The organism is Streptomyces sp. NPDC028298 (assembly GCF_055565895.1).
In genome coordinates this window covers 781,637-799,728 of record NZ_JBVHTL010000002.1, presented here as the reverse complement: position 1 = coordinate 799,728, position 18,092 = coordinate 781,637, and the positions used below count along the sequence as shown (strand labels likewise).

At 71.8% G+C, this 18,092-nt stretch carries 17 protein-coding genes; 6 read left to right on the top strand and 11 right to left on the bottom strand.

Features of this window, described 5'->3' with window-relative positions; genetic code table 11:
- Nucleotides 1–80: 80 nt before the first annotated feature.
- Nucleotides 81–2,558, top strand: coding sequence for a beta-glucosidase (locus ACZ4TO_RS12085; protein WP_468024099.1), 2,478 nt, complete (start codon nucleotides 81–83; stop codon nucleotides 2,556–2,558).
- 106 nt (nucleotides 2,559–2,664) lie between these two features.
- Here ACZ4TO_RS12085 and ACZ4TO_RS12080 read toward each other — a convergent pair whose 3' ends face one another.
- Both ACZ4TO_RS12080 and ACZ4TO_RS12075 read right to left on the bottom strand, forming a co-directional pair.
- Nucleotides 2,665–3,639, bottom strand: a complete 975-nt coding sequence (locus ACZ4TO_RS12080; RefSeq protein ID WP_468024098.1) for an aldose epimerase family protein — start codon at nucleotides 3,637–3,639, stop codon at nucleotides 2,665–2,667.
- A 10-nt stretch (nucleotides 3,640–3,649) separates the two neighbouring features.
- Nucleotides 3,650–4,537 carry an SGNH/GDSL hydrolase family protein gene (locus tag ACZ4TO_RS12075; protein WP_382782002.1) on the bottom strand — a complete coding sequence of 296 codons (888 nt, stop codon included), beginning with the start codon at nucleotides 4,535–4,537 and terminating at the stop codon, nucleotides 3,650–3,652.
- A gap of 309 nt (nucleotides 4,538–4,846) precedes the next feature.
- Between ACZ4TO_RS12075 and ACZ4TO_RS12070 the strand changes: the two genes are divergently transcribed.
- Nucleotides 4,847–5,341, top strand: a complete 495-nt coding sequence (locus ACZ4TO_RS12070) for a DUF3145 domain-containing protein (protein ID WP_037623426.1) — start codon at nucleotides 4,847–4,849, stop codon at nucleotides 5,339–5,341.
- Between the two features lie 120 nt (nucleotides 5,342–5,461).
- On the opposite strand, the gene fabF is transcribed toward ACZ4TO_RS12070, so the two are convergent.
- The 5 genes from fabF to ACZ4TO_RS12045 form a co-directional block, all read right to left on the bottom strand.
- Complete coding sequence (gene fabF, locus ACZ4TO_RS12065; RefSeq protein ID WP_382782000.1) at nucleotides 5,462–6,733, bottom strand: beta-ketoacyl-ACP synthase II; 1,272 nt, start codon at nucleotides 6,731–6,733, stop codon at nucleotides 5,462–5,464.
- Nucleotides 6,734–6,860: 127 nt separating this feature from the next.
- On the bottom strand, nucleotides 6,861–7,109 hold the full coding sequence (locus tag ACZ4TO_RS12060) for an acyl carrier protein (RefSeq protein ID WP_028800941.1): 249 nt from the start codon (nucleotides 7,107–7,109) through the stop codon (nucleotides 6,861–6,863).
- Nucleotides 7,110–7,184: 75 nt separating this feature from the next.
- Nucleotides 7,185–8,216: a ketoacyl-ACP synthase III gene (locus ACZ4TO_RS12055; RefSeq protein WP_382781997.1), complete on the bottom strand. Its 1,032-nt coding sequence runs from the start codon at nucleotides 8,214–8,216 to the stop codon at nucleotides 7,185–7,187.
- A gap of 13 nt (nucleotides 8,217–8,229) precedes the next feature.
- Nucleotides 8,230–9,147, bottom strand: a complete 918-nt coding sequence (locus ACZ4TO_RS12050) for an ACP S-malonyltransferase (RefSeq protein WP_385042198.1) — start codon at nucleotides 9,145–9,147, stop codon at nucleotides 8,230–8,232.
- An 89-nt stretch (nucleotides 9,148–9,236) separates the two neighbouring features.
- On the bottom strand, nucleotides 9,237–10,442 hold the full coding sequence (locus ACZ4TO_RS12045) for a PucR family transcriptional regulator (RefSeq protein WP_382781991.1): 1,206 nt from the start codon (nucleotides 10,440–10,442) through the stop codon (nucleotides 9,237–9,239).
- Nucleotides 10,443–10,536: 94 nt separating this feature from the next.
- On the opposite strand from ACZ4TO_RS12045, the gene ACZ4TO_RS12040 reads away from it, so the two are divergent.
- Nucleotides 10,537–11,193: a pirin family protein gene (locus tag ACZ4TO_RS12040; protein ID WP_382782752.1), complete on the top strand. Its 657-nt coding sequence runs from the start codon at nucleotides 10,537–10,539 to the stop codon at nucleotides 11,191–11,193.
- A 12-nt stretch (nucleotides 11,194–11,205) separates the two neighbouring features.
- Here ACZ4TO_RS12040 and ACZ4TO_RS12035 read toward each other — a convergent pair whose 3' ends face one another.
- Complete coding sequence (locus tag ACZ4TO_RS12035) at nucleotides 11,206–12,030, bottom strand: serine hydrolase domain-containing protein (RefSeq protein WP_382781988.1); 825 nt, start codon at nucleotides 12,028–12,030, stop codon at nucleotides 11,206–11,208.
- A gap of 158 nt (nucleotides 12,031–12,188) precedes the next feature.
- Between ACZ4TO_RS12035 and ACZ4TO_RS12030 the strand changes: the two genes are divergently transcribed.
- Complete coding sequence (locus ACZ4TO_RS12030) at nucleotides 12,189–12,659, top strand: MerR family transcriptional regulator (protein WP_382781985.1); 471 nt, start codon at nucleotides 12,189–12,191, stop codon at nucleotides 12,657–12,659.
- 30 nt (nucleotides 12,660–12,689) lie between these two features.
- On the opposite strand, the gene ACZ4TO_RS12025 is transcribed toward ACZ4TO_RS12030, so the two are convergent.
- The 3 genes from ACZ4TO_RS12025 to ACZ4TO_RS12015 form a co-directional block, all read right to left on the bottom strand.
- Complete coding sequence (locus ACZ4TO_RS12025) at nucleotides 12,690–13,544, bottom strand: DUF4429 domain-containing protein (RefSeq protein ID WP_382781982.1); 855 nt, start codon at nucleotides 13,542–13,544, stop codon at nucleotides 12,690–12,692.
- Between the two features lie 75 nt (nucleotides 13,545–13,619).
- Nucleotides 13,620–14,828 carry an alpha/beta hydrolase gene (locus ACZ4TO_RS12020; RefSeq protein ID WP_382781979.1) on the bottom strand — a complete coding sequence of 403 codons (1,209 nt, stop codon included), beginning with the start codon at nucleotides 14,826–14,828 and terminating at the stop codon, nucleotides 13,620–13,622.
- A gap of 331 nt (nucleotides 14,829–15,159) precedes the next feature.
- Complete coding sequence (locus ACZ4TO_RS12015; protein WP_382781975.1) at nucleotides 15,160–15,825, bottom strand: TetR family transcriptional regulator; 666 nt, start codon at nucleotides 15,823–15,825, stop codon at nucleotides 15,160–15,162.
- Between the two features lie 121 nt (nucleotides 15,826–15,946).
- Between ACZ4TO_RS12015 and ACZ4TO_RS12010 the strand changes: the two genes are divergently transcribed.
- Entirely contained in the window at nucleotides 15,947–17,566 is a 1,620-nt protein-coding gene (locus ACZ4TO_RS12010) for an MFS transporter (RefSeq protein WP_468024097.1), read from the top strand.
- A gap of 113 nt (nucleotides 17,567–17,679) precedes the next feature.
- A complete protein-coding gene (locus tag ACZ4TO_RS12005; protein WP_369482870.1) occupies nucleotides 17,680–17,982 on the top strand; it encodes a small hydrophobic protein in 303 nt (100 codons plus the stop codon).
- Nucleotides 17,983–18,092 lie beyond the last annotated feature (110 nt).

Genomic DNA, 18,092 nt, shown 5'->3' with positions numbered 1-18,092 from the left:
GTCCCGCCGTCAGGCTCTCGCCCGTCGGGGCCGAATGCGCGATGTTGGGGACCGACGGTTTTCGACGAGGAGGTGCCGGCATGGCGGACGCTGCGGTGGAGACGGCGAAGGACCCGAACGGCGCGGGGGCGGACGGCGCGGAGGCGGACGCGGCCCGTGAGGCCGTCGTCGAGGCGGCGCTCGCCCGGCTCGGCCTGGACGCGAAGGCCCGGCTGCTGTCCGGGCGGAACATGTGGACGCTGCCCGGACTCCCCGAGATCGGACTCAGGTCCCTCGTCATGTCCGACGGCCCGATCGGCGTCCGCGGTGTCCGCTGGACCGCCGACGACCCCTCCGTCGCGCTCCCCTCGCCCACCGCGCTCGCCGCCTCCTGGGACCCGGAGCTGGCCCGCCGCGCCGGCACGCTGCTCGCCCAGGAGGCGCGCCGCAAGGGCGTCCACGTCCTGCTCGCCCCCACCGTCAACCTCCACCGCTCGCCGCTCGGCGGCCGCCACTTCGAGGCCTACAGCGAGGACCCGCTCCTGACCGGCGCGATCGGCGCCGGCTACGTCCGCGGCGTGCAGTCCGGCGGGGTCGCCACCACGGTCAAGCACTTCGTCGCCAACGACGCCGAGACCGACCGCTTCACCGTGGACAACCTCGTCTCCGAACGCGCCCTGCGCGAGCTGTACCTGGCGCCCTTCGAGACCATCGTCGAGAAGGCCCGCCCGTGGGGCGTGATGACCGCCTACAACTCGGTCAACGGCACGACCATGAGCGAGCACCGCCGTCTCGTGAACGACGTCCTGCGCGGCGAATGGGGCTTCGACGGATTCAACGTCTCCGACTGGATGGCCGCCCGCGACACCAGGGCCGCGATCGAGGGCGGCCTCGACGTCGCCATGCCCGGCCCCCTCACCGTCTACGGGGAACCGCTCGCCGCCGCCGTGCGCGCCGGGGACGTGGCGGAGGCCACGCTCGACGCCGCCGTGCGCAACGTGCTCCGGCTCGCCGCCCGCGTCGGCGCCCTGGAGGGCGCCGAACCCGTCGTGACCGAGGCGCCCGCGGCCGTGGACGGGCCGGCGCTGGCCCGCGAGGTGGCCCGCCGCGGCTTCGTCCTCGTCCGCAACGAAGGCGCCCTGCCGCTCCCCGCGGGCCACCGGGTCGCCCTCGTCGGTGCCGCCGCCCGCGACGCACGCGTCCTCGGCGGCGGCTCGGCCACCGTCTTCCCCGCCCGGATCGTCTCGCCCCTCGACGGCCTCACCGCCGCGCTCCCCGAGGGCACGGTGACCTACGCCGTCGGCGCCGACCTCGCCGTCGAACTCCCCGTCGCCGACAAGGGGTTCGAGCTGCGCGCTGTGTGCCGCGACGCCGCCGGCGTGATCATCGCCTCCGCCTCCGCCCCGAACGGCCAGATCCAGTGGATGGGCGACGACCTGCCCGAAGGGGTCACTCACGCGAACCTGCACAGCGTCGAACTCACCGGCACCCTCACCCCGCGCGACTCCGGCCCGCACACGTTCGGCATCAAGGGCCTCGGCGCGTTCACCCTCACCGTCGGCGGCACGACGTACTTCGACGGCGTCCAGGGCGCCGAGAAGGACGACCCGTTCGTGACGTTCTTCGGCGCCCCCGTCCCGCGCGGCCGGGCCGAACTCGCCGCGGGCGAGCCGGTGGAGGTCTCCCTCACCCATGTCGTCACGGTCCCCGAGGGCGTCCCGATGAAGGTCGTCGGCTTCTCCCTCGCCCACCAGGAGCCCGTGCGCGACGCCGACGAACTGATCGCCGAGGCGGTCGAGGCGGCCCGCGCCGCCGACACCGCCGTCGTCGTGGTCGCCACCACCGACCGCGTCGAGTCCGAGGGCTTCGACCGCGCGGACCTCGGGCTCCCCGGCCGCCAGGACGAACTGGTCCACGCCGTGGCCGCCGCCAACCCCAACACCGTCGTCGTCGTGAACTCCGGCTCCCCGGTGGAACTCCCGTGGCGCGAGGAGGCCGCCGCCGTGCTCCTGAGCTGGTTCCCGGGCCAGGAGGGCGGCGCCGCCCTCGCCGACGTCCTCACCGGCGCCCACGAGCCGGGCGGCCGCCTCCCCACCACCTGGGGCGCCCTGGCCGACGCCCCGGTCACCCGGGTCACCCCGGCCGGCGGCGAACTCCCGTACACCGAGGACGTCTTCATCGGCTACCGCGCCTGGGAGAAGGAGGGCAGGACCCCCTCGTACCCGTTCGGGCACGGTCTCGGCTACACCGACTGGACGTACGAGTCCATCGAGGTCGAGGGCACCACCGTCACCGTCCGGGTCCGCAACTCCGGCCGGCGGGCCGGGCGCGAGGTCGTGCAGGTCTACCTCGCCCCGGTGGAACCCGGCGCCGACCGGCCCGCGCGGGCGCTCGCCGGATTCGCCGGAGTCGAGGCCGCCCCCGGCGAGAGCGCCGAGGCCGTCGTGGAGCTCCCGCGCCGCGCCTTCGAGGTCTGGGACACCGCGGCGGACACGTGGGCGTTCGTGAAGGGTTTGTACGAGGTTCAGGCAGGTCGTTCCCTTCTGGACCGCCGTCTGAGCACGATCGTCGAGGCGTAGACGTCGCGCCCCCCTTCGGCCGGCCCCGGCCCGGAACCTGACATCCGGACCGGGGCCCGCCGTTTTCTCCCCCGGCGCCCTCCGGGACCACGTCCTCGGGGCGGCCCTAGGGCCGTACGGAGAACCCGTACACCGTCTGCGAGCGGTACACCGCGCCCGGCCGCAGCTCGGTGCTCGGGAAGTCCGGCCGGTTGGGGGAGTCGGGGAAGTGCTGGGTCTCCAGCGCGATGCCGTCGTTCGGGGCGAAGGGCTCGCCCAGGTGGTCCGCGGTGTAGAGCTGGAGCCCGGGTTCGGTGGTCGCGACCGTGAGCACCCGCCCGGACGCCGGGTCGTACAGTTCGGCCACCTCCACCGGATCGGCCGTGAGCCCCTTGTCGAGCACGTAGTTGTGGTCGTATCCCGCGCCGGTCTTGCGGGACTCGCGGAAGTCGAAGCGGGTGCCCTCGACCGGGTCGAGTTCCCCGGTCGGGATGAGGGTGTCGTCCACCCTGGTCAACCGGGACGCGTCGAGCCGGAGTTCGTGCCCGAGCGCGCTGCCGGAGCCGGCGAGGTTCCAGTACGTGTGGTTCGTCAGGTTCACCACCGTCGGCGCGTCGGTGACCGCCTCGTAGGCGATCCGCAGCGCCCCCCGCTCGTCCAGCGTGTACGTCGCCGAGACCTCCAGGCGCCCCGGGAAGCCCTCCTCGCCGTCCGGGCTGACCCGGGAGAGCCGGACCCCGTGTTCGACCGGCTCCGCGTCCCACACGCGCTTGTCGAAACCGCCGTCGCCGCCGTGCAGGGAGTTGGGCCCGTTGTTCGGCTCCAGGCGGTGGGTCACCCCCTCCAGGGTGAAACGGGCGCCCCCGATCCGGTTCGCGTACCGCCCGACCAGCGCGCCGAGATACGGCTCGGGATGGGCCGTGTACCCCTCCAGGCCGGAGAAGCCCAGGGTCACGTCCACGGCCCGCCCGTCCCGGTCCGGCACCTCGGCCGACTGCACGATCCCGCCGTACGTGAGCACACGCACCCGGACCCCGGCGCGCTCCAGCGTCCAGCGATGGACCGGGGTGCCGTCGGAAAGTGTGCCGAAAAGTTCACTCATGAGGGAAACCCTAGGTCACGGGCTCGCGTGCCGTGACGGTCCGGTAGGCGATCTCCGCGAGTCGCGCCTGACCGTCCCTGCTCGGATGGAACCAGTCCCAGTGGCTCAACTGATCCGTGCCGAAGCGGAAGTCGAAGACGGCGTTCCCGTCGAAGCGGCAGCGCCGGTCCTTGGCGCACACCTCGCGCAGCACCTGGTTGTACGCCTTCACCCGGTCCTGCACCTGCCCACGCCGCAGGGTCGCCGCCGCGTTCAGCGAGTCGGCGTCCCCGAGCATCGAGGGGCAGATGCCCAGCTTCCACACCTGCTTGCCCAGCGCGCTGCCCCGCCCCTCCGACCAGAGCCGCTTCAGATCCGGCACGCTCGACACGTACACCTGTGTCCTGGGCAGGGTCCGGCGCAGCGTCCGCAGCGCGTCCTGGAACCCGGTACGGAAGTCGGCCACGGGCGTCATCGCGGAGGTGGAGGACCGGCACGCGTCGTTGGCGCCCGCCATCACCGTGACCAGCTCCGGCCTGCGGGTCACCGCCTCGGCCATCTGGCCGGGAAGGTCCGCCATCCGCGCTCCGGTCACCGCGTAGTTCCAGCTCCGCTCGGCCGCCCCCGTCGTGCCGAGCAGCCGTACGGCGAGCGAGTCGACCCGCGGATCGCTGCCCGTCGCCCACGACACCTCGGGGCAGTCGGAGAGCACGCTGCACGCGTCGAAACCGCGGGTGATCGAGTCGCCGACCGCGGCCATGGAGTCCGGACTGCGGTCCCACACCGGTGTGGGCCTCGCCGACGGCCGCATCCTCCCGGTCCCGCCGGGCGCCGAGGAGTCGCAGGCGGCGGTGCCCAGGAGCGCCGCCGCGGCGGCGGCGGCGAGGACGGCCCGCGAACGGTGGCTGCGATTCCGCATCCCCTGGTCTCCTCGTTCGTTGTACAGGGTTGGTCGGCATCCGCTCCGCGCGGTCGGTCGCACCACGTCGTACACGGTCGGTCGCGCCACGGTTCCTCGGTGTGACCGGCTCCGCCCGGAAGGCGGGCCCGGAGTCCCGGCAGGGGAGTCCGGACACGTCCCGCCGGGTGAAACCTCGGAGGTTCACGGCGCTTGGACCGACGGTACGTCACACTCCTTGCGCCGCCGCAGGGTAGCCTCGCCACGTGGCCGCCCTGCCACTGCCGTTCCGCTAAGTTACAAGATGTCTCGCTCTGTCCGGAGGCCCCAGTGACGACACGTGGAGTTCTCTACGTGCACTCCGCGCCCCGCGCGTTGTGTCCGCATGTCGAGTGGGCGGTCGCGGGGGTGCTCGGCACACGCGTCAACCTCGACTGGATCCGGCAGCCCGCCGCGCCGGGCACCTGGAGATCCGAGTTCTCCTGGAAGGGCGAGGCCGGCACCGCCTCCAAGCTCGCCTCCGCGCTGCGCGGCTGGCACCTGCTGCGCTTCGAGGTCACCGCCGAACCCTGCCCCACCGCCGAGGGCGAGCGCTACAGCTGCACCCCCGAACTCGGCATCTTCCACGCCGTCACCGGCATCCACGGCGACATCCTCATCCCCGAGGACCGGCTGCGCGCCGCGCTCCTGCGCTCCCAGCGCGGCGAGAGCGACCTGGAGGCCGACCTCGCCAAACTCCTCGGCAAGCCCTGGGACGACGAGCTGGAACCCTTCCGCTACGCGGGCGAGGGCGCCCCGGTCCGCTGGCTGCACCAGGTGGTGTGACGCACGGAGGCGTGAGGCTCCGTCAGGGACCCCGACGTCACCGGACTTCGAACGGCGTGTGGCCCGTACCCCTGGGACCAGGGGTACGGGCCACACGCCGTACGGAGGAGGAAACCGGCGTCAGACCGAACGGAACGCCAGCACCACGTTGTGCCCGCCGAAGCCGAACGAGTCGTTCAGCGCGGCGATACGGCCCTCGACGGGCAGCTTGCGGGCCTCGCCGCGCACGATGTCCGCGGCGGCCTCGGCCTCGGGGTCGAGGTTCTCCACGTTGATGGTCGGCGGCGCGAGACGGTGGTACAGCGCGAGCACGGCCGCGACCGACTCGATGCCACCGGCGCCACCGAGGAGGTGACCGGTCATCGACTTCGTCGCCGAGACCGCGAAGTGGTCGGCGTCGTCGCCGAACACCTTGCGCAGCGCCTTCAGCTCGGCCACGTCACCGGCGGGCGTCGAGGTGGCGTGCGCGTTCACGTGCACGATCTCGGCCGGGTCCAGGTCGGTGTTGTCGAGCAGGTTCTGCAGGGCGTGCGAGATGCCGCGGCCCTCGGGCTCCGGCTGCACGATGTCGTGCGCGTCGGCCGAGATGCCCTGGCCGACCGCCTCGGCGTACACCCGGGCACCACGCTTGGCGGCGTGCTCGGCGGACTCCAGGACGAGCACACCGGCGCCCTCGCCGAGGACGAAGCCGTCACGGGCCACGTCGTACGGGCGCGAGGCACCCTCGGGGTCGTCGTTGTTCTTGGACATCGCCATCATGTTGCCGAACGCGGCGATGGGAAGCGGGTGGATGGCCGCCTCGGTGCCACCGGCGACGACGACGTCGGCGCGGCCCGTGCGGATCATCTCGATGGCGTAGCCGATGGCCTCGGCGCCGGAGGCGCAGGCGGAGACCGGGGTGTGCACACCGGCGCGGGCGCCCACGGCGAGGCCCACGTTGGCGGACGGGCCGTTCGGCATCAGCATCGGAACGGTGTGCGGGGAGACGCGGCGTACGCCCTTCTCCTTCAGCACGTCGTACTGGTCGAGCAGGGTCGTGACACCACCGATGCCGGAGGCGATGACCGCGCCCAGCCGGTCGGGGTCGACGCTCTGGTCCTCGCCCGCCTTGTCGGTGAAACCGGCGTCTGCCCAGGCCTCCTTGGCCGCGATCAGCGCGAACTGCGCCGAGCGGTCGAGACGGCGGGCCTGCGGGCGGGGAATGACCTCGCCCGGCTCCACGGCGATCTGCGCCGCGATACGGACAGCCTGGTCGGCGGCCCACTCCTGCTCGAGAGGGCGGACGCCGGAACGTCCGGCGATCAGGCCCTCCCAGGTAGAGGCTGCGTCGCCACCCAGCGGTGTGGTTGCGCCGATACCGGTGACGACCACGGTGCGATTGGTCGGGCTCACGGGAATTCTTTCTCCAACGGATACGAGGATTCAGCGGCGCCACCGCCGGGTGGCGGGGCATCAGCCCGGGGGAACCAGGGCACACGGCCCCGGCGGCCCCGGACGGTCGGCCCAGGTGACCGGAAGATCAGGCCTGGTGCTTGAGGATGTAGTCGGTCGCGTCGCCGACCGTCTTGAGGTTCTTGACGTCGTCGTCCGGGATCTTGACGTCGAAGCGCTCTTCGGCGGCGACGACGACCTCGACCATGGACAGCGAGTCGACGTCCAGGTCGTCGGTGAAGGACTTGTCCAGCTGGACGTCCTCGGTGGGGATCCCGGCGATCTCGTTGACGATCTCGGCGAGACCTTCGACGATCTCTTCCTGAGTGGCGGCCATGTCAGGCGCTCCTTCGGTGTGTTTCCAGAGGGGTGGCGATATTCCGTACGGACCGGATGATCCGGTACGGAGTGCCTAGGGGAGGGTAACGACCGTCGCGGCGTACACGAGACCCGCCCCGAAGCCGATGACGAGCGCGGTGTCGCCGCTCTTCGCCTCACCGGTCGCCAGAAGCCGCTCCATCGCGAGCGGGATCGAGGCGGCCGAGGTGTTGCCGGTGGTGCGCACGTCACGCGCGACCGTGACGTGTCCCGGCAGTTTCAGCGTCTTCACCATCGAGTCGATGATCCGCTCGTTGGCCTGGTGGGGAATGAAGACATCCAGGTCGTCCGGGCTGATCCCGGCCGCGTCCAGCGCCTGCTGCGCGACCTTCGCCATCTCGAACACGGCCCAGCGGAACACCGCCTGGCCCTCCTGCGTGATGGCAGGGAACTTGATCTCGCCCTTGGAGTCGAGCGGGAGATTGGAGACGTCGCCGACCCGGAAACGGTCCCACGGCACGGTCTGCTTGATCGTGCCGGCCTTGTCGCCCTCGCTGCCCCAGACGGTCGGGCCGATGTGGGGCTCCTGCGAGGGACCCACGACGACCGCGCCCGCGCCGTCGCCGAACAGGAAGGCCGTCGCGCGGTCCTCCAGGTCGGTGAGGTCGGACAGCCGCTCCACGCCGATGACGAGGACGTACTCCGCCGAACCCTCGACGATCATGCCCTTGGCGAGGGTCAGGCCGTAGCCGAAGCCCGCGCAGCCGGCCGAGATGTCGAAGGCCGCGGCCTTGTTCGTGCCGAGCTTGTCGGCGATCTCGGTGGCGATGGCGGGGGTCTGCGCGAAGTGCGACACGGTGGAGACCACCACGGCGCCGATCTGGTCGGCGTCGATCCCGGCGTCGGCGATGGCCTTGCCGGACGCCTCGACCGACATCGCGGCCACCGTCTCCTCGTCGGAGGCCCAGTGCCGGGTCTCGATGCCGGAGCGCGAACGGATCCACTCGTCGGACGAGTCGATCGTCTCCAGGATCACCTCGTTGGGCACCACCCGGACGGGACGGTAGCCGCCGACGCCGAGGATGCGCGCGAACGGAGCGCCCTTGGGTGCCTTGATCTTCGTCATGCTCTCGGGCTCCTCAGGCTGCGCCGTGCTCGGCGATGAGTTCGCGAGCCGCGTCCAGGTCGTCGGGGGTCTTCAGGGCCAGCGTCGTGACACCGGGCAGCGCGCGCTTGGCCAGACCGGTCAGCGTGCCGCCGGGGCACACCTCGATCAGCGCGGTCGCGCCGAGCTCCCGGAAGGTCTCCATGCACAGGTCCCAGCGGACCGGGTTGGCGACCTGGCCGACCAGGCGGGAGAGGACCTCGGCACCGGAGGCCACCGCCTGGCCGTCACGGTTCGAGACGTACGTGACCCGCGGGTCGCCCGGGGTCAGCTCCTCGGCGGCCTTCGCCAGCGCGTCGACCGCGGGGGCCATGTGGTGGGTGTGGAACGCGCCCGCCACCTTCAGGGCCACGACCCGCCGGACACCCTCGGGCTTGTCCGCCTCCAGGGCGGCGAGCTGCTCCAGCGTGCCGGCGGCCACGATCTGGCCGGCGCCGTTCACGTTCGCCGGGGTCAGCCCGAGCTTCTCCAGGTGCGCGACCGTCGTGTCGGGGTCACCGCCGAGCAGCGCCGACATACCGGTCTGCGTGATGGCGGCGGCGTCGGCCATCGCGAGGCCGCGCTTGCGTACGAGGTCCAGCGCGGCGGTGTCGTCGAGCACTCCCGCGAACGCGGCCGCGGTGATCTCGCCGACGCTGTGGCCGGCGACGGCACCGGGGGTGACGTCACCGAGGGCGGCGGCGGACAGGAGACCGGCGGCGACCAGGAGCGGCTGCGCGACGGCCGTGTCACGGATCGCGTCCGCGTCGGCCTGGGTGCCGTAGTGGGCAAGGTCCAGCCCGATGGCGTCCGACCACGCGGCGAGGCGTTCGGCGGCGCCGGGGAGGTCGAGCCAAGGAGTCAGGAAGCCGGGCGTCTGAGCGCCCTGGCCGGGAGCGACGAGTACGAGCACTCTCACACTCTCTCTTGTGGACGGCCACGGCCGCCCGTGGGGACAGGGACGAAGAACACGAGGGGGAATTGTAGGGGCCCGACAAAAGCCTAGGTTTGTGGATCTCCATCGGCCAGACGCCCCAGGATCAGCGCGATCCGCAGCGTGAACGCCGATCGAACATCCGAGGGCGACCAGCCGGTGACGTCAGTCACACGTCGGAGCCGGTAGCGCACGGTGTTGGGATGGACGAACAGCATGCGGGCCGCGCCTTCGAGGCTGCTCGCCTGTTCCAGATAGACGCTGAGCGTCTCCAGGAGCGCCGAGCCCGCCTCCTCCAGCGGTCTGTAGATCTCCTCCACCAACTGCTCGCGGGCCGACGGGTCTCCGGCGATCGCGCGCTCCGGCAGCAGATCGTCCGCCAGCACCGGGCGAGGGGCGTCCTGCCAGGCGAAACACGCCTTGAGCCCGGCCGCCGCGGCCTGCGCGGACCGGGTCGCGGCCAGCAGATCGGGCACGATCGGGCCCGCGACCACCGATCCGGCGGCGTACGGACCGATCAGCGACTTGGCGACGGCCAGCGGGTTGTCGCTGCCGCCCGCGATGACGACCAGCCGGTCCCCGAGCACTCCCGTCAGCACCTGCAGCTTGGCGTGCCGTGCCGCCCGCCGGATCGCCTCGACGGTCAGCTCGCTGTCACCGTCGGGTGCCGTGCCCAGCACCACGCAGACATGTTCGGGCGAGTTCCAGCCGAGCGCGGCGGCCCGGGAGACGGCGCCCTCGTCGGCCTCGCCGGAGAGCACCGCGTTCACCACGAGCGACTCGAGCCGGGCGTCCCAGGCGCCGCGCGCCTCCGCGGCCTGCGCGTACACCTGGGCGGTGGCGAAGGCGATCTCGCGGGCGTACACGAGGAGCGCCTCGCGCAGCACGGACTCGTCGCCGGGCGCCGCCACCTCGTCGATGGCCGATTCCATGACCTCGATTGTCGTCCGCACCATCTCCACCGTCTGGCGCAGCGTGATGGCCCTGGTCAGCTCGCGTGGCGCGGTGCCGAAGACGTCCGTGGAGATGGCCTGCGGGGCGTCCGGGTGCCGGAACCACTCCGTGAAGGCCGCGATACCGGCCTGGGCGACCAGCCCGATCCACGACCGGTTCTCCGGTGGCATGGCCCGGTACCACGGCAGCGTCTCGTCCATGCGCGTGATGGCCTGGGCGGCGAGACTGCCGGCCGACTTCTCCAGCCGCTTGAGGGTCGCGGTGTGCGAGTCGACGTCGTGCGCTGGGCGCTCGGTGTTGCTGGCTTCGGGTTCGGGCACGGGACAAGACTGCCTTATCCGGACGGAGCCGTGCGGCGGCGGGTCGCAAGTAAGCGAGGAGCCGCCGCCCGGCCACGGCTACCGTGGTGGGGTGATGGACGTCCGCCGCGCCGACGAGCGCTACCGCGGAGGGGACCCGGCGGCCGGGATCTCCTCGCTCCACGCCTTTTCCTTCGGCCCGCACTACGACCCCGACAACCTCCGCTTCGGCGCGGTCATCGCCTGCAACGAGGAGCGGCTCGCCCCCGGCGCGGGCTTCGACGAGCACCCGCACAGCCACACCGAGATCGTCACCTGGGTGGTGGAGGGCGAACTGACCCACCGCGACTCGGCGGGGAACGTGTCGGTGCTGCGGCACGGCGACGTCCAGCGGCTGAGCTCGGCGGGCGGAGTCCGTCACGTCGAGCGCAACGACGGCGAGCTGCCGCTGGTCTTCGTCCAGATGTGGCTGGCCCCGCTGGAGCCGGGCGGCGACCCCGCCTACGAGACCGTCCGCGGCATCGCCGACTCCACCCCGTACGCCGTCCCCGAGGCGGGCGCCATGCTCCATGTCCGCCGGCTGACGGCGGGCGAGCGCACGGCGGTCCCGGACGGGTCCTACGTGTACGTCCACGTCGTGCGCGGTGAGGTCCGGCTGGACGGCGTGGAACTGGGGGAGGGGGACGCGGCCCGGGTCACGGACGCGAAGGACCTGGAACTGGTCGCGGGCGCGCCGGCGGAGCTGCTGGTGTGGGAGATGACGGTCGGCTGACGCCGGCCCGCGTCAGGAGGCCGCGAGGTCGGCCAAGACCGCGTCCGTGAACGGGGTCCACGCCTCGACCGCCCAGGGGCCGAAGGTCCGGTCGGTCAGCGCGACGCAGGCGGCGCCCACGGCCGGGTCGACCCACAGGAACGTACCGGCCTGCCCGAAGTGGCCGAAGGTGCGCGCCGAGGACGCGTTCCCCGTCCAGTGCGGCGACTTGGAGTCGCGGATCTCGAAGCCGAGCCCCCAGTCGTTGGGGTTCTGGTGGCCGTACCCCGGAAGGACGCCCTTGGTGCCGGGGTACTGGACGGTCATCGCCTCCGCGACCGTGCGCGGGTCCAGCAGCCGGGGCGCCTGGAGCTCGGCGGCGAAGCGGACGAGGTCGTCCACCGTCGAGACGCCGTCCTTGGCGGGCGAACCGTCCAGCGTCGTCGCGGTCATGCCGAGCGGTTCGAGGACCGCCTGGCGCGCGTACTCCGCGAAGGGCATGTCGGCCGCCTTGGCGATGTGGTCCCCGAGCACCTCGAAGCCGGCGTTGGAGTACAGCCGCCGCTCACCGGGCGTGAAGGTCGCCCGGTGCTCGTCGAAGGCCAGACCCGAGGTGTGCGCGAGCAGGTGGCGGACCGTCGAACCGGCGGGCCCCGCGGGTTCGTCGAGCTCGATGGCACCCTCCTCGTACGCGACGAGAGCGGCGTACGCGGCGAGCGGCTTGGTCACGGACGCCAGCGCGAACCGGTGCCCGCCGGGACCGTGCGTGCCGGCCACGGTGCCGTCCGCCCGGACGACCGCTGCGGCGGCGGTGGGAACGGGCCAGTTCGAGATCAGCGCCAGGCTCTGCAAGGACATACCCCGACCCTAAGTGCCCCGGAGGACCGGCCGCATGGAGGGGGCGGGCTGCCCGCCGGGGTCGATCAGCACGGTCACCGGCGTCTCCCGGCCATGTCCTGGGGTTTTCGGCCGGTTCGGGTTGCCTGGAGTGCACTCCAAGGTTTTAGCGTGGGGGCATGACGGTGATGGAGACCACAGCCGAGGCCACCGGGACCGACACCTGCGCCGAGCCCCCCGAGCAGGAGCCGCGGCGCCCGGACGGCCGGGACAACTACACGATCAGCGAAGTCGTCGCCTTCACCGGCCTCAGCGCGCACACCCTGCGCTGGTACGAGCGCATCGGGCTGATGCCGCACATCGACCGCTCGCACACCGGCCAGCGCCGCTACAGCAACCGCGACCTGGACTGGCTGGGCCTCGTCGGCAAGCTCCGGCTCACCGGGATGCCGGTCGCCGACATGGTCCGCTACGCGGAGATGGTGCGTGCCGGCGACCACACGTACAGGGAGCGCTACGAACTCCTGGAAGCCACCCGCCGGGACGTCCGGGCCCGGATCGCCGAGCTCCAGGACACCCTGGCCGTGCTCGACCGGAAGATCGGCTTCTACGGCGACGCGGGCCAGGCCCTCGCCGCCGAGCGCTCCTGAGGCGAGGGCCCCCTTCGGGGCACCCGTGCCTCAGAGCTGGGCGAGCAGTTCCGCCTTCTTCACGGAGAACTCCTCGTCCGTGACGAGCCCCGCCTCGTGGAGCTCCCCGAGATGCCGGATCCGGTCGGCGATGTCGGCCGGGTCGCGGTGCGGCGCCGGGACCGCGTCCACCGGAGCGGGACTCGCGGAGCGCGCGGCGGCGAGCACGGCCGCCGCGAACGGCAGCGACTCGTGGACGGGCCCGTACCCGAGTCCGAAGACGACGGCCGCCGGGTCCTGGTCCGCCTGCGCGGGATGTGCCGGGGCGGGGTCCCGGCGCAGCAGCCGCAGATGCCCCTCGAACACCTCGGGCGAGCGCCATTCGACCCCGCACAGCGAGGAGACCGGGAACGTCTGGTCTCCGGCCTTCCACTTCGCCGAGGACGCGCCCGTCCAGAACCACCGGAAGGACACCGTCTTGCCGTCGAAGGTGGCCTTCCCGTCGTAGGCCTTGAAGGTCAGCGGCCCCTCGGGCGGCTTCACGAGGAAGCGCTCGGCCGGCTCCTCGTCCCCGGTGAGCTGTCCGCGCAGTTCGTCCGCGTAGTACTCGGCGAGCGTCTCGCGGTCGGCGGGCAGCACCAGCCGATAGGGGTCGCACCCCTCCTTGAGCTGTCCCGCGGCCGCTTCCATCAGCGGATCGGCGCCGGGCCTCGGCACCGCACGCAGAACGACCGTGCCTCGCTTCCCGGGCGTCAGCGTCACCGCAGCGATCGCCTCCAGGGGGACACGGCGTTCGCCGAGCGCCTGGAACAGCTTCGGTGTGCGGATCCCCCGTTCGAAGCGGATGAGCACGGAGTCGGACTCGAACTCCCAGGCGGCATGAAAACCGGCCAGTACGTCACCCATGCGGGCCATCGTATGCGGCACGCAAGCCTCCGTCGCCTCTCTGGGCGGACCGCAGTTTTTCGTCCTCTACGCGCGTCAGACCGACGCACCGGCGGACAAACCCGTCCGGCAGGCGTCATCATCGTGCGCACAGCGGACGGCGCGGTACGCACCGATCCCGATCTCCGCGAAGTTGCGGAGACTCTCCGTGCCCGGCTCGAAGTAGCCGGCGTGCCCCTTCGCCCCCTCGGCCGACAGCACCCGCGCCCCGAACCCCTTGGAGACCGGGTCCGCGCCATGCCCGAGGCCGCCGACCTCCATGTGCGGCACGTCCTGGATCCAGTCGTCCGTGTCGCGCATCGCCCAGACCCGCGCGGTCGTGCGCAGGTTCGCCGCCTTCGCCGCCCGCATGCCGGGGCTGCCGGCCACCGCTATGTCGGAGACCCTGGCGGGCAGCTTCGAGGCCGCCACCCCGCACAGCACCGAGCCGTAGCTGTGGCAGTACAGCGCCACCTCGGAGCTGCCCGGCAGTGCCCGCAGCAGCGCGTTCAGCCGCACCGCGCCGTCCTCGGCCCGCATGGCGGTGGCCGAGTCGATGCCCAGTCCGCTGGGCGTCGTGTAGTCGGCCCACGCGATCACGGCCGTACGCGTGCCGGGGTCGGCCGCGCGCTCCGCCGCGTACAGCGAGCCCGCCATGCCGACCGGCGCCGCGTACTGCTTGTACGTGCGCTGGAAGGTGAGCAGGTCGGTGTCCACGCCGGGCACCACGACCGAGACGCGGTCGGCCCTGTCGAGGTCGCCGAAGACCTCGGCGACGCGGCCCGAGCCGTTGGGGTCGAAGGCGAGGATCTTGCGGCCCTTGTGCAGGAGCGCCTCGTAGCGGTGCATGCGGCGGCCGGCGTCGTACTGGCCGACCGAGGACAGCCGGTTGTCGTGCATGCGCCCGCGCTCGACCGTGCGCTCGTGCTTGAGCGCGAGACGGTTCGCCGCGTAGCGCAGGGTCACCGGCGCCCCGTTCATGTTGCCGACCGCGAGCGGGTAGCGGTGAGCGAGCTCCGCACGCTCCTGCGTGTCGAGCGTGGTGAAGAAATGCGTCAGCAGCCCCGGAGCGGAGTCCGGGTCGGGCAGCTTGTGCCCGGCGATGCTGCCGCGTTCCCACGCGGAGCGGGACGCCTGGAGCGGTGAGGCTGCCCGGTGGCTGTGGAGCGCGGTCCAGCCACTGGTGGCCAGCATCACGAACACCACGGCCAGCGCGAGCAGAGCGCGCCAGACGTTGAGTTGGGGGGTGGTGTCGAAGGAAGTCACTGAGAGGACACCCTAGGAGAAGTGAAGAGCCTCCCGTTAAACGAGTGACTGGGATCACGTTTCTGATGGGGTGATTGGGGCAAACCGGGTTCAGTTTGAGTTAAATGGTGACACTCTGTACGTGCTTTCCTGCTATGCGTGTGCGATATGTGACGCTCCGTACGGGGGTGTTGTGAAGACCCGGAGGCCTACGCGGCACATCTCGCGCGCACGTCACCTCTACAACGAGCGCGGGCGTACGTGAGGTTCCGTACACGGGCATGCGTCGATCGGCCTGGGTGAGAGGTGCCGGATCGCGCGGGCGGGCGTCACCGCGGGGCAGGGCCCGGCGTCACCGCGGGGCGGGGCCCCACTTCTCCGCCAACGCGGGCCCCACATGGTCGAGATAGGCCGCGGTCAGCTCACGGATCGCCTCGACGCTGGTGTCCTCGCCGGCCCCCCACAGCCGGCCCGTGACGCGCATCACCCCGCCGAACACCGCGACCGCGATGCGCGGACGCGGGTCCCTGTCCACGTCGAGGCCCTCGCGTTCGGCGATGAGCCGCGCGATCTCCTCCTCGATCTCCTCCGAGCGGCGCAGGTGCACCGCGAGCAGCGCCGGGGTCGATTCGATCAATTGGTAGGTGCGCATGTGCAGTTCGATGGGCACCACCGCCTCGATCGCCTCGCCGATGGTGTCCCAGCTCTCCAGCACGGCGCGCCGCAGCGCCTCCAACGGTGCCTCGTGGGGCGGCCGTTCGCGCACCGCGGCGATGAAATGCGACTCCGAGAGCCGCTGCAGGAACAGGGCCGCGTCCTCCTTGCCCGCGAAGTAGCGGAAGAAGGTGCGCTGGGAGACGTCGACGGCCTCGGCGATCTCGTCGACCGTGGTCTCCTCGTAACCCTGGGTCGTGAACAGTTCGAGGGCGGCCCGCAGCAGCGCGTCCCGGGTGCGCTGCTTCTTGCGCTCCCGCAGCCCGGGGCGCGTCACCTGCGCAGGGGGGACCGTGTCCGTCATGGTGCCGCGCTCTCTCCTTCGCCAACAGTTCGCCCAGTTCAGCCTATCTGTGAGTGACGTGACAGTTACCGACTTGTGAATCGGTTTGTCAATTGTCAGCGACTGTCACTAGCCTCGAAAAATGACTAGTCAGACCACCATCGACAAGACGGGCCCGGAGGACAAGACTCCGGTCCCGCCGTTGGACCAGGCCCCGTCCACGGGCCTGCGCGGCCATCCGTGGTTCACCCTCATCACCGTGGCCGTCGGGGTCATGATGGTGGCCCTCGACGGCACCATCGTGGCCATCGCCAACCCGGCGATCGCCCAGGACCTCGGCGCGACCTTCGCCGACGTCCAGTGGATCACCAACGCCTACTTCCTCGCCCTCGCGGTCTCCCTCATCACCGCGGGCAAGCTCGGCGACCGCTTCGGCCACCGGCAGACCTTCCTGATCGGCGTGACCGGCTTCGCCGCCGCGTCCGGCGCGATCGGCCTGTCGCACAGCATCGCCTTCGTGGTCACCTTCCGCGTCTTCCAGGGTCTGTTCGGCGCGCTGCTCATGCCCGCCGCGCTCGGCCTGCTCCGCGCGACCTTCCCGGCCGAGAAGCTGAACATGGCGATCGGCATCTGGGGCATGGTCATCGGCGCCTCCACCGCGGGCGGTCCGATCCTCGGCGGTCTGCTCGTCCAGCACGTGAGCTGGCAGTCGGTGTTCTTCATCAACGTGCCCGTCGGCGCCCTCGCGCTCGTCCTCGGTGTGCTGATCCTCAAGGACCACCGCGCCGAGAACGCCCCGCGCTCCTTCGACCTGCTCGGCATCGCGCTGCTCTCCGGCGCCATGTTCTGCCTGGTCTGGGCCCTCATCAAGGCCCCGGCCTGGGGCTGGGGCGACGTCAAGACCTGGTCCTTCCTCGGTGCCTCGGTCCTCGGCTTCGTGTGCTTCGCCCTGTGGGAGAAGCGCGTCGCGGAACCGCTGATCCCGCTCGGCCTCTTCCGCTCCGTCCCGCTCTCGGCGGGTGTGGTGCTGATGGTGCTCATGGCCATCGCGTTCATGGGCGGCCTGTTCTTCGTGACGTTCTACCTCCAGAACGTGCACGGCATGAGCCCGGTCGACGCGGGCCTGCACCTGCTGCCGCTCACCGGCATGATGATCGTCGGCTCCCCGCTCGCGGGTCTGGCCATCACCAAGCTCGGCCCGCGCATCCCGCTCGCCGGCGGCATGGCGGCGACCGCGATCGCCATGTACGGCATGTCGACGCTGGAGGCGGACACCTCCAGCGGCCTGATGTCCATCTGGTTCGCCCTGCTCGGCTTCGGTCTCGCGCCGGTCATGGTCGGCGCCACCGAGGTCATCGTCGGCAACGCCCCGATGGAGCTCTCCGGCGTCGCCGGCGGTCTCCAGCAGGCGGCCATGCAGATCGGCGGCAGCCTCGGTACGGCCGTGCTCGGTGCCGTGATGGCGTCGAAGGTCGACAACGACCTCGCGGGCAACTGGGTCGGGGCCGGGCTGCCCAAGCTCACCGACGCGCAGGAGGCCCTGGCCTCGCAGGCCGTTCAGCAGGGCATGGCGCCGGTGGCCAAGGGCATGCCGGAGGCCATCGCGGCGAAGATCTCGGTGGTCGCGCACGACACGTTCATCTCCGGCATGAGCCTCGCCTGCCTCGTCGCCGCCGTGGTCGCCGTCGTGGCCGTCTTCGTCGCGCTGTTCACCAAGCGCGGCGAGAACGCCGAAGCCGGTGCGGGCGTCGGTCACATCTGACCCGTCCGCCTCCGGCAGACCCGCCCGGGCGCGGGCGGGTCTGCCGGCGTGAAACGGGGGTACCCGGTCCATCGACCCGAACCGACCGACAGGTCACGGGAGTTCAGGAGTTGATGATGGCGGGCTTCGGAAACGGTACGCGCAGGTACCCCCGTTCACGTGGCCGTACAGGATCACGGACCGGGCCGGACAGCGCGACCCTGGGGATCGTCGGCACCGTGTGCGCGGTGGCGGGCTTCTTCACGCTGGGGATCGTCCTCGGACCGGCCGCGATGGTCTGCGGCTGGCTCGCGATGGGCCGCCGCTGGACCGGCTCGGGGCCGGTGCCGGCGCTGATCGCCCTGGTGCTGGGAGCGATCGACACACTCCTGGCGGTCATCTGGCTGGGCGGCGGACCGGGCAACGGCCTGCTCTGACGCCTCCGGGGACCGGACCGGACACGGGCCCGCGCACCGCTTCGAGCGGCACGCGGGCCCGCCGGTTACGTGGGCGAGTGTTCCTCCGACCCTGCCGGCTATGTGGGCGA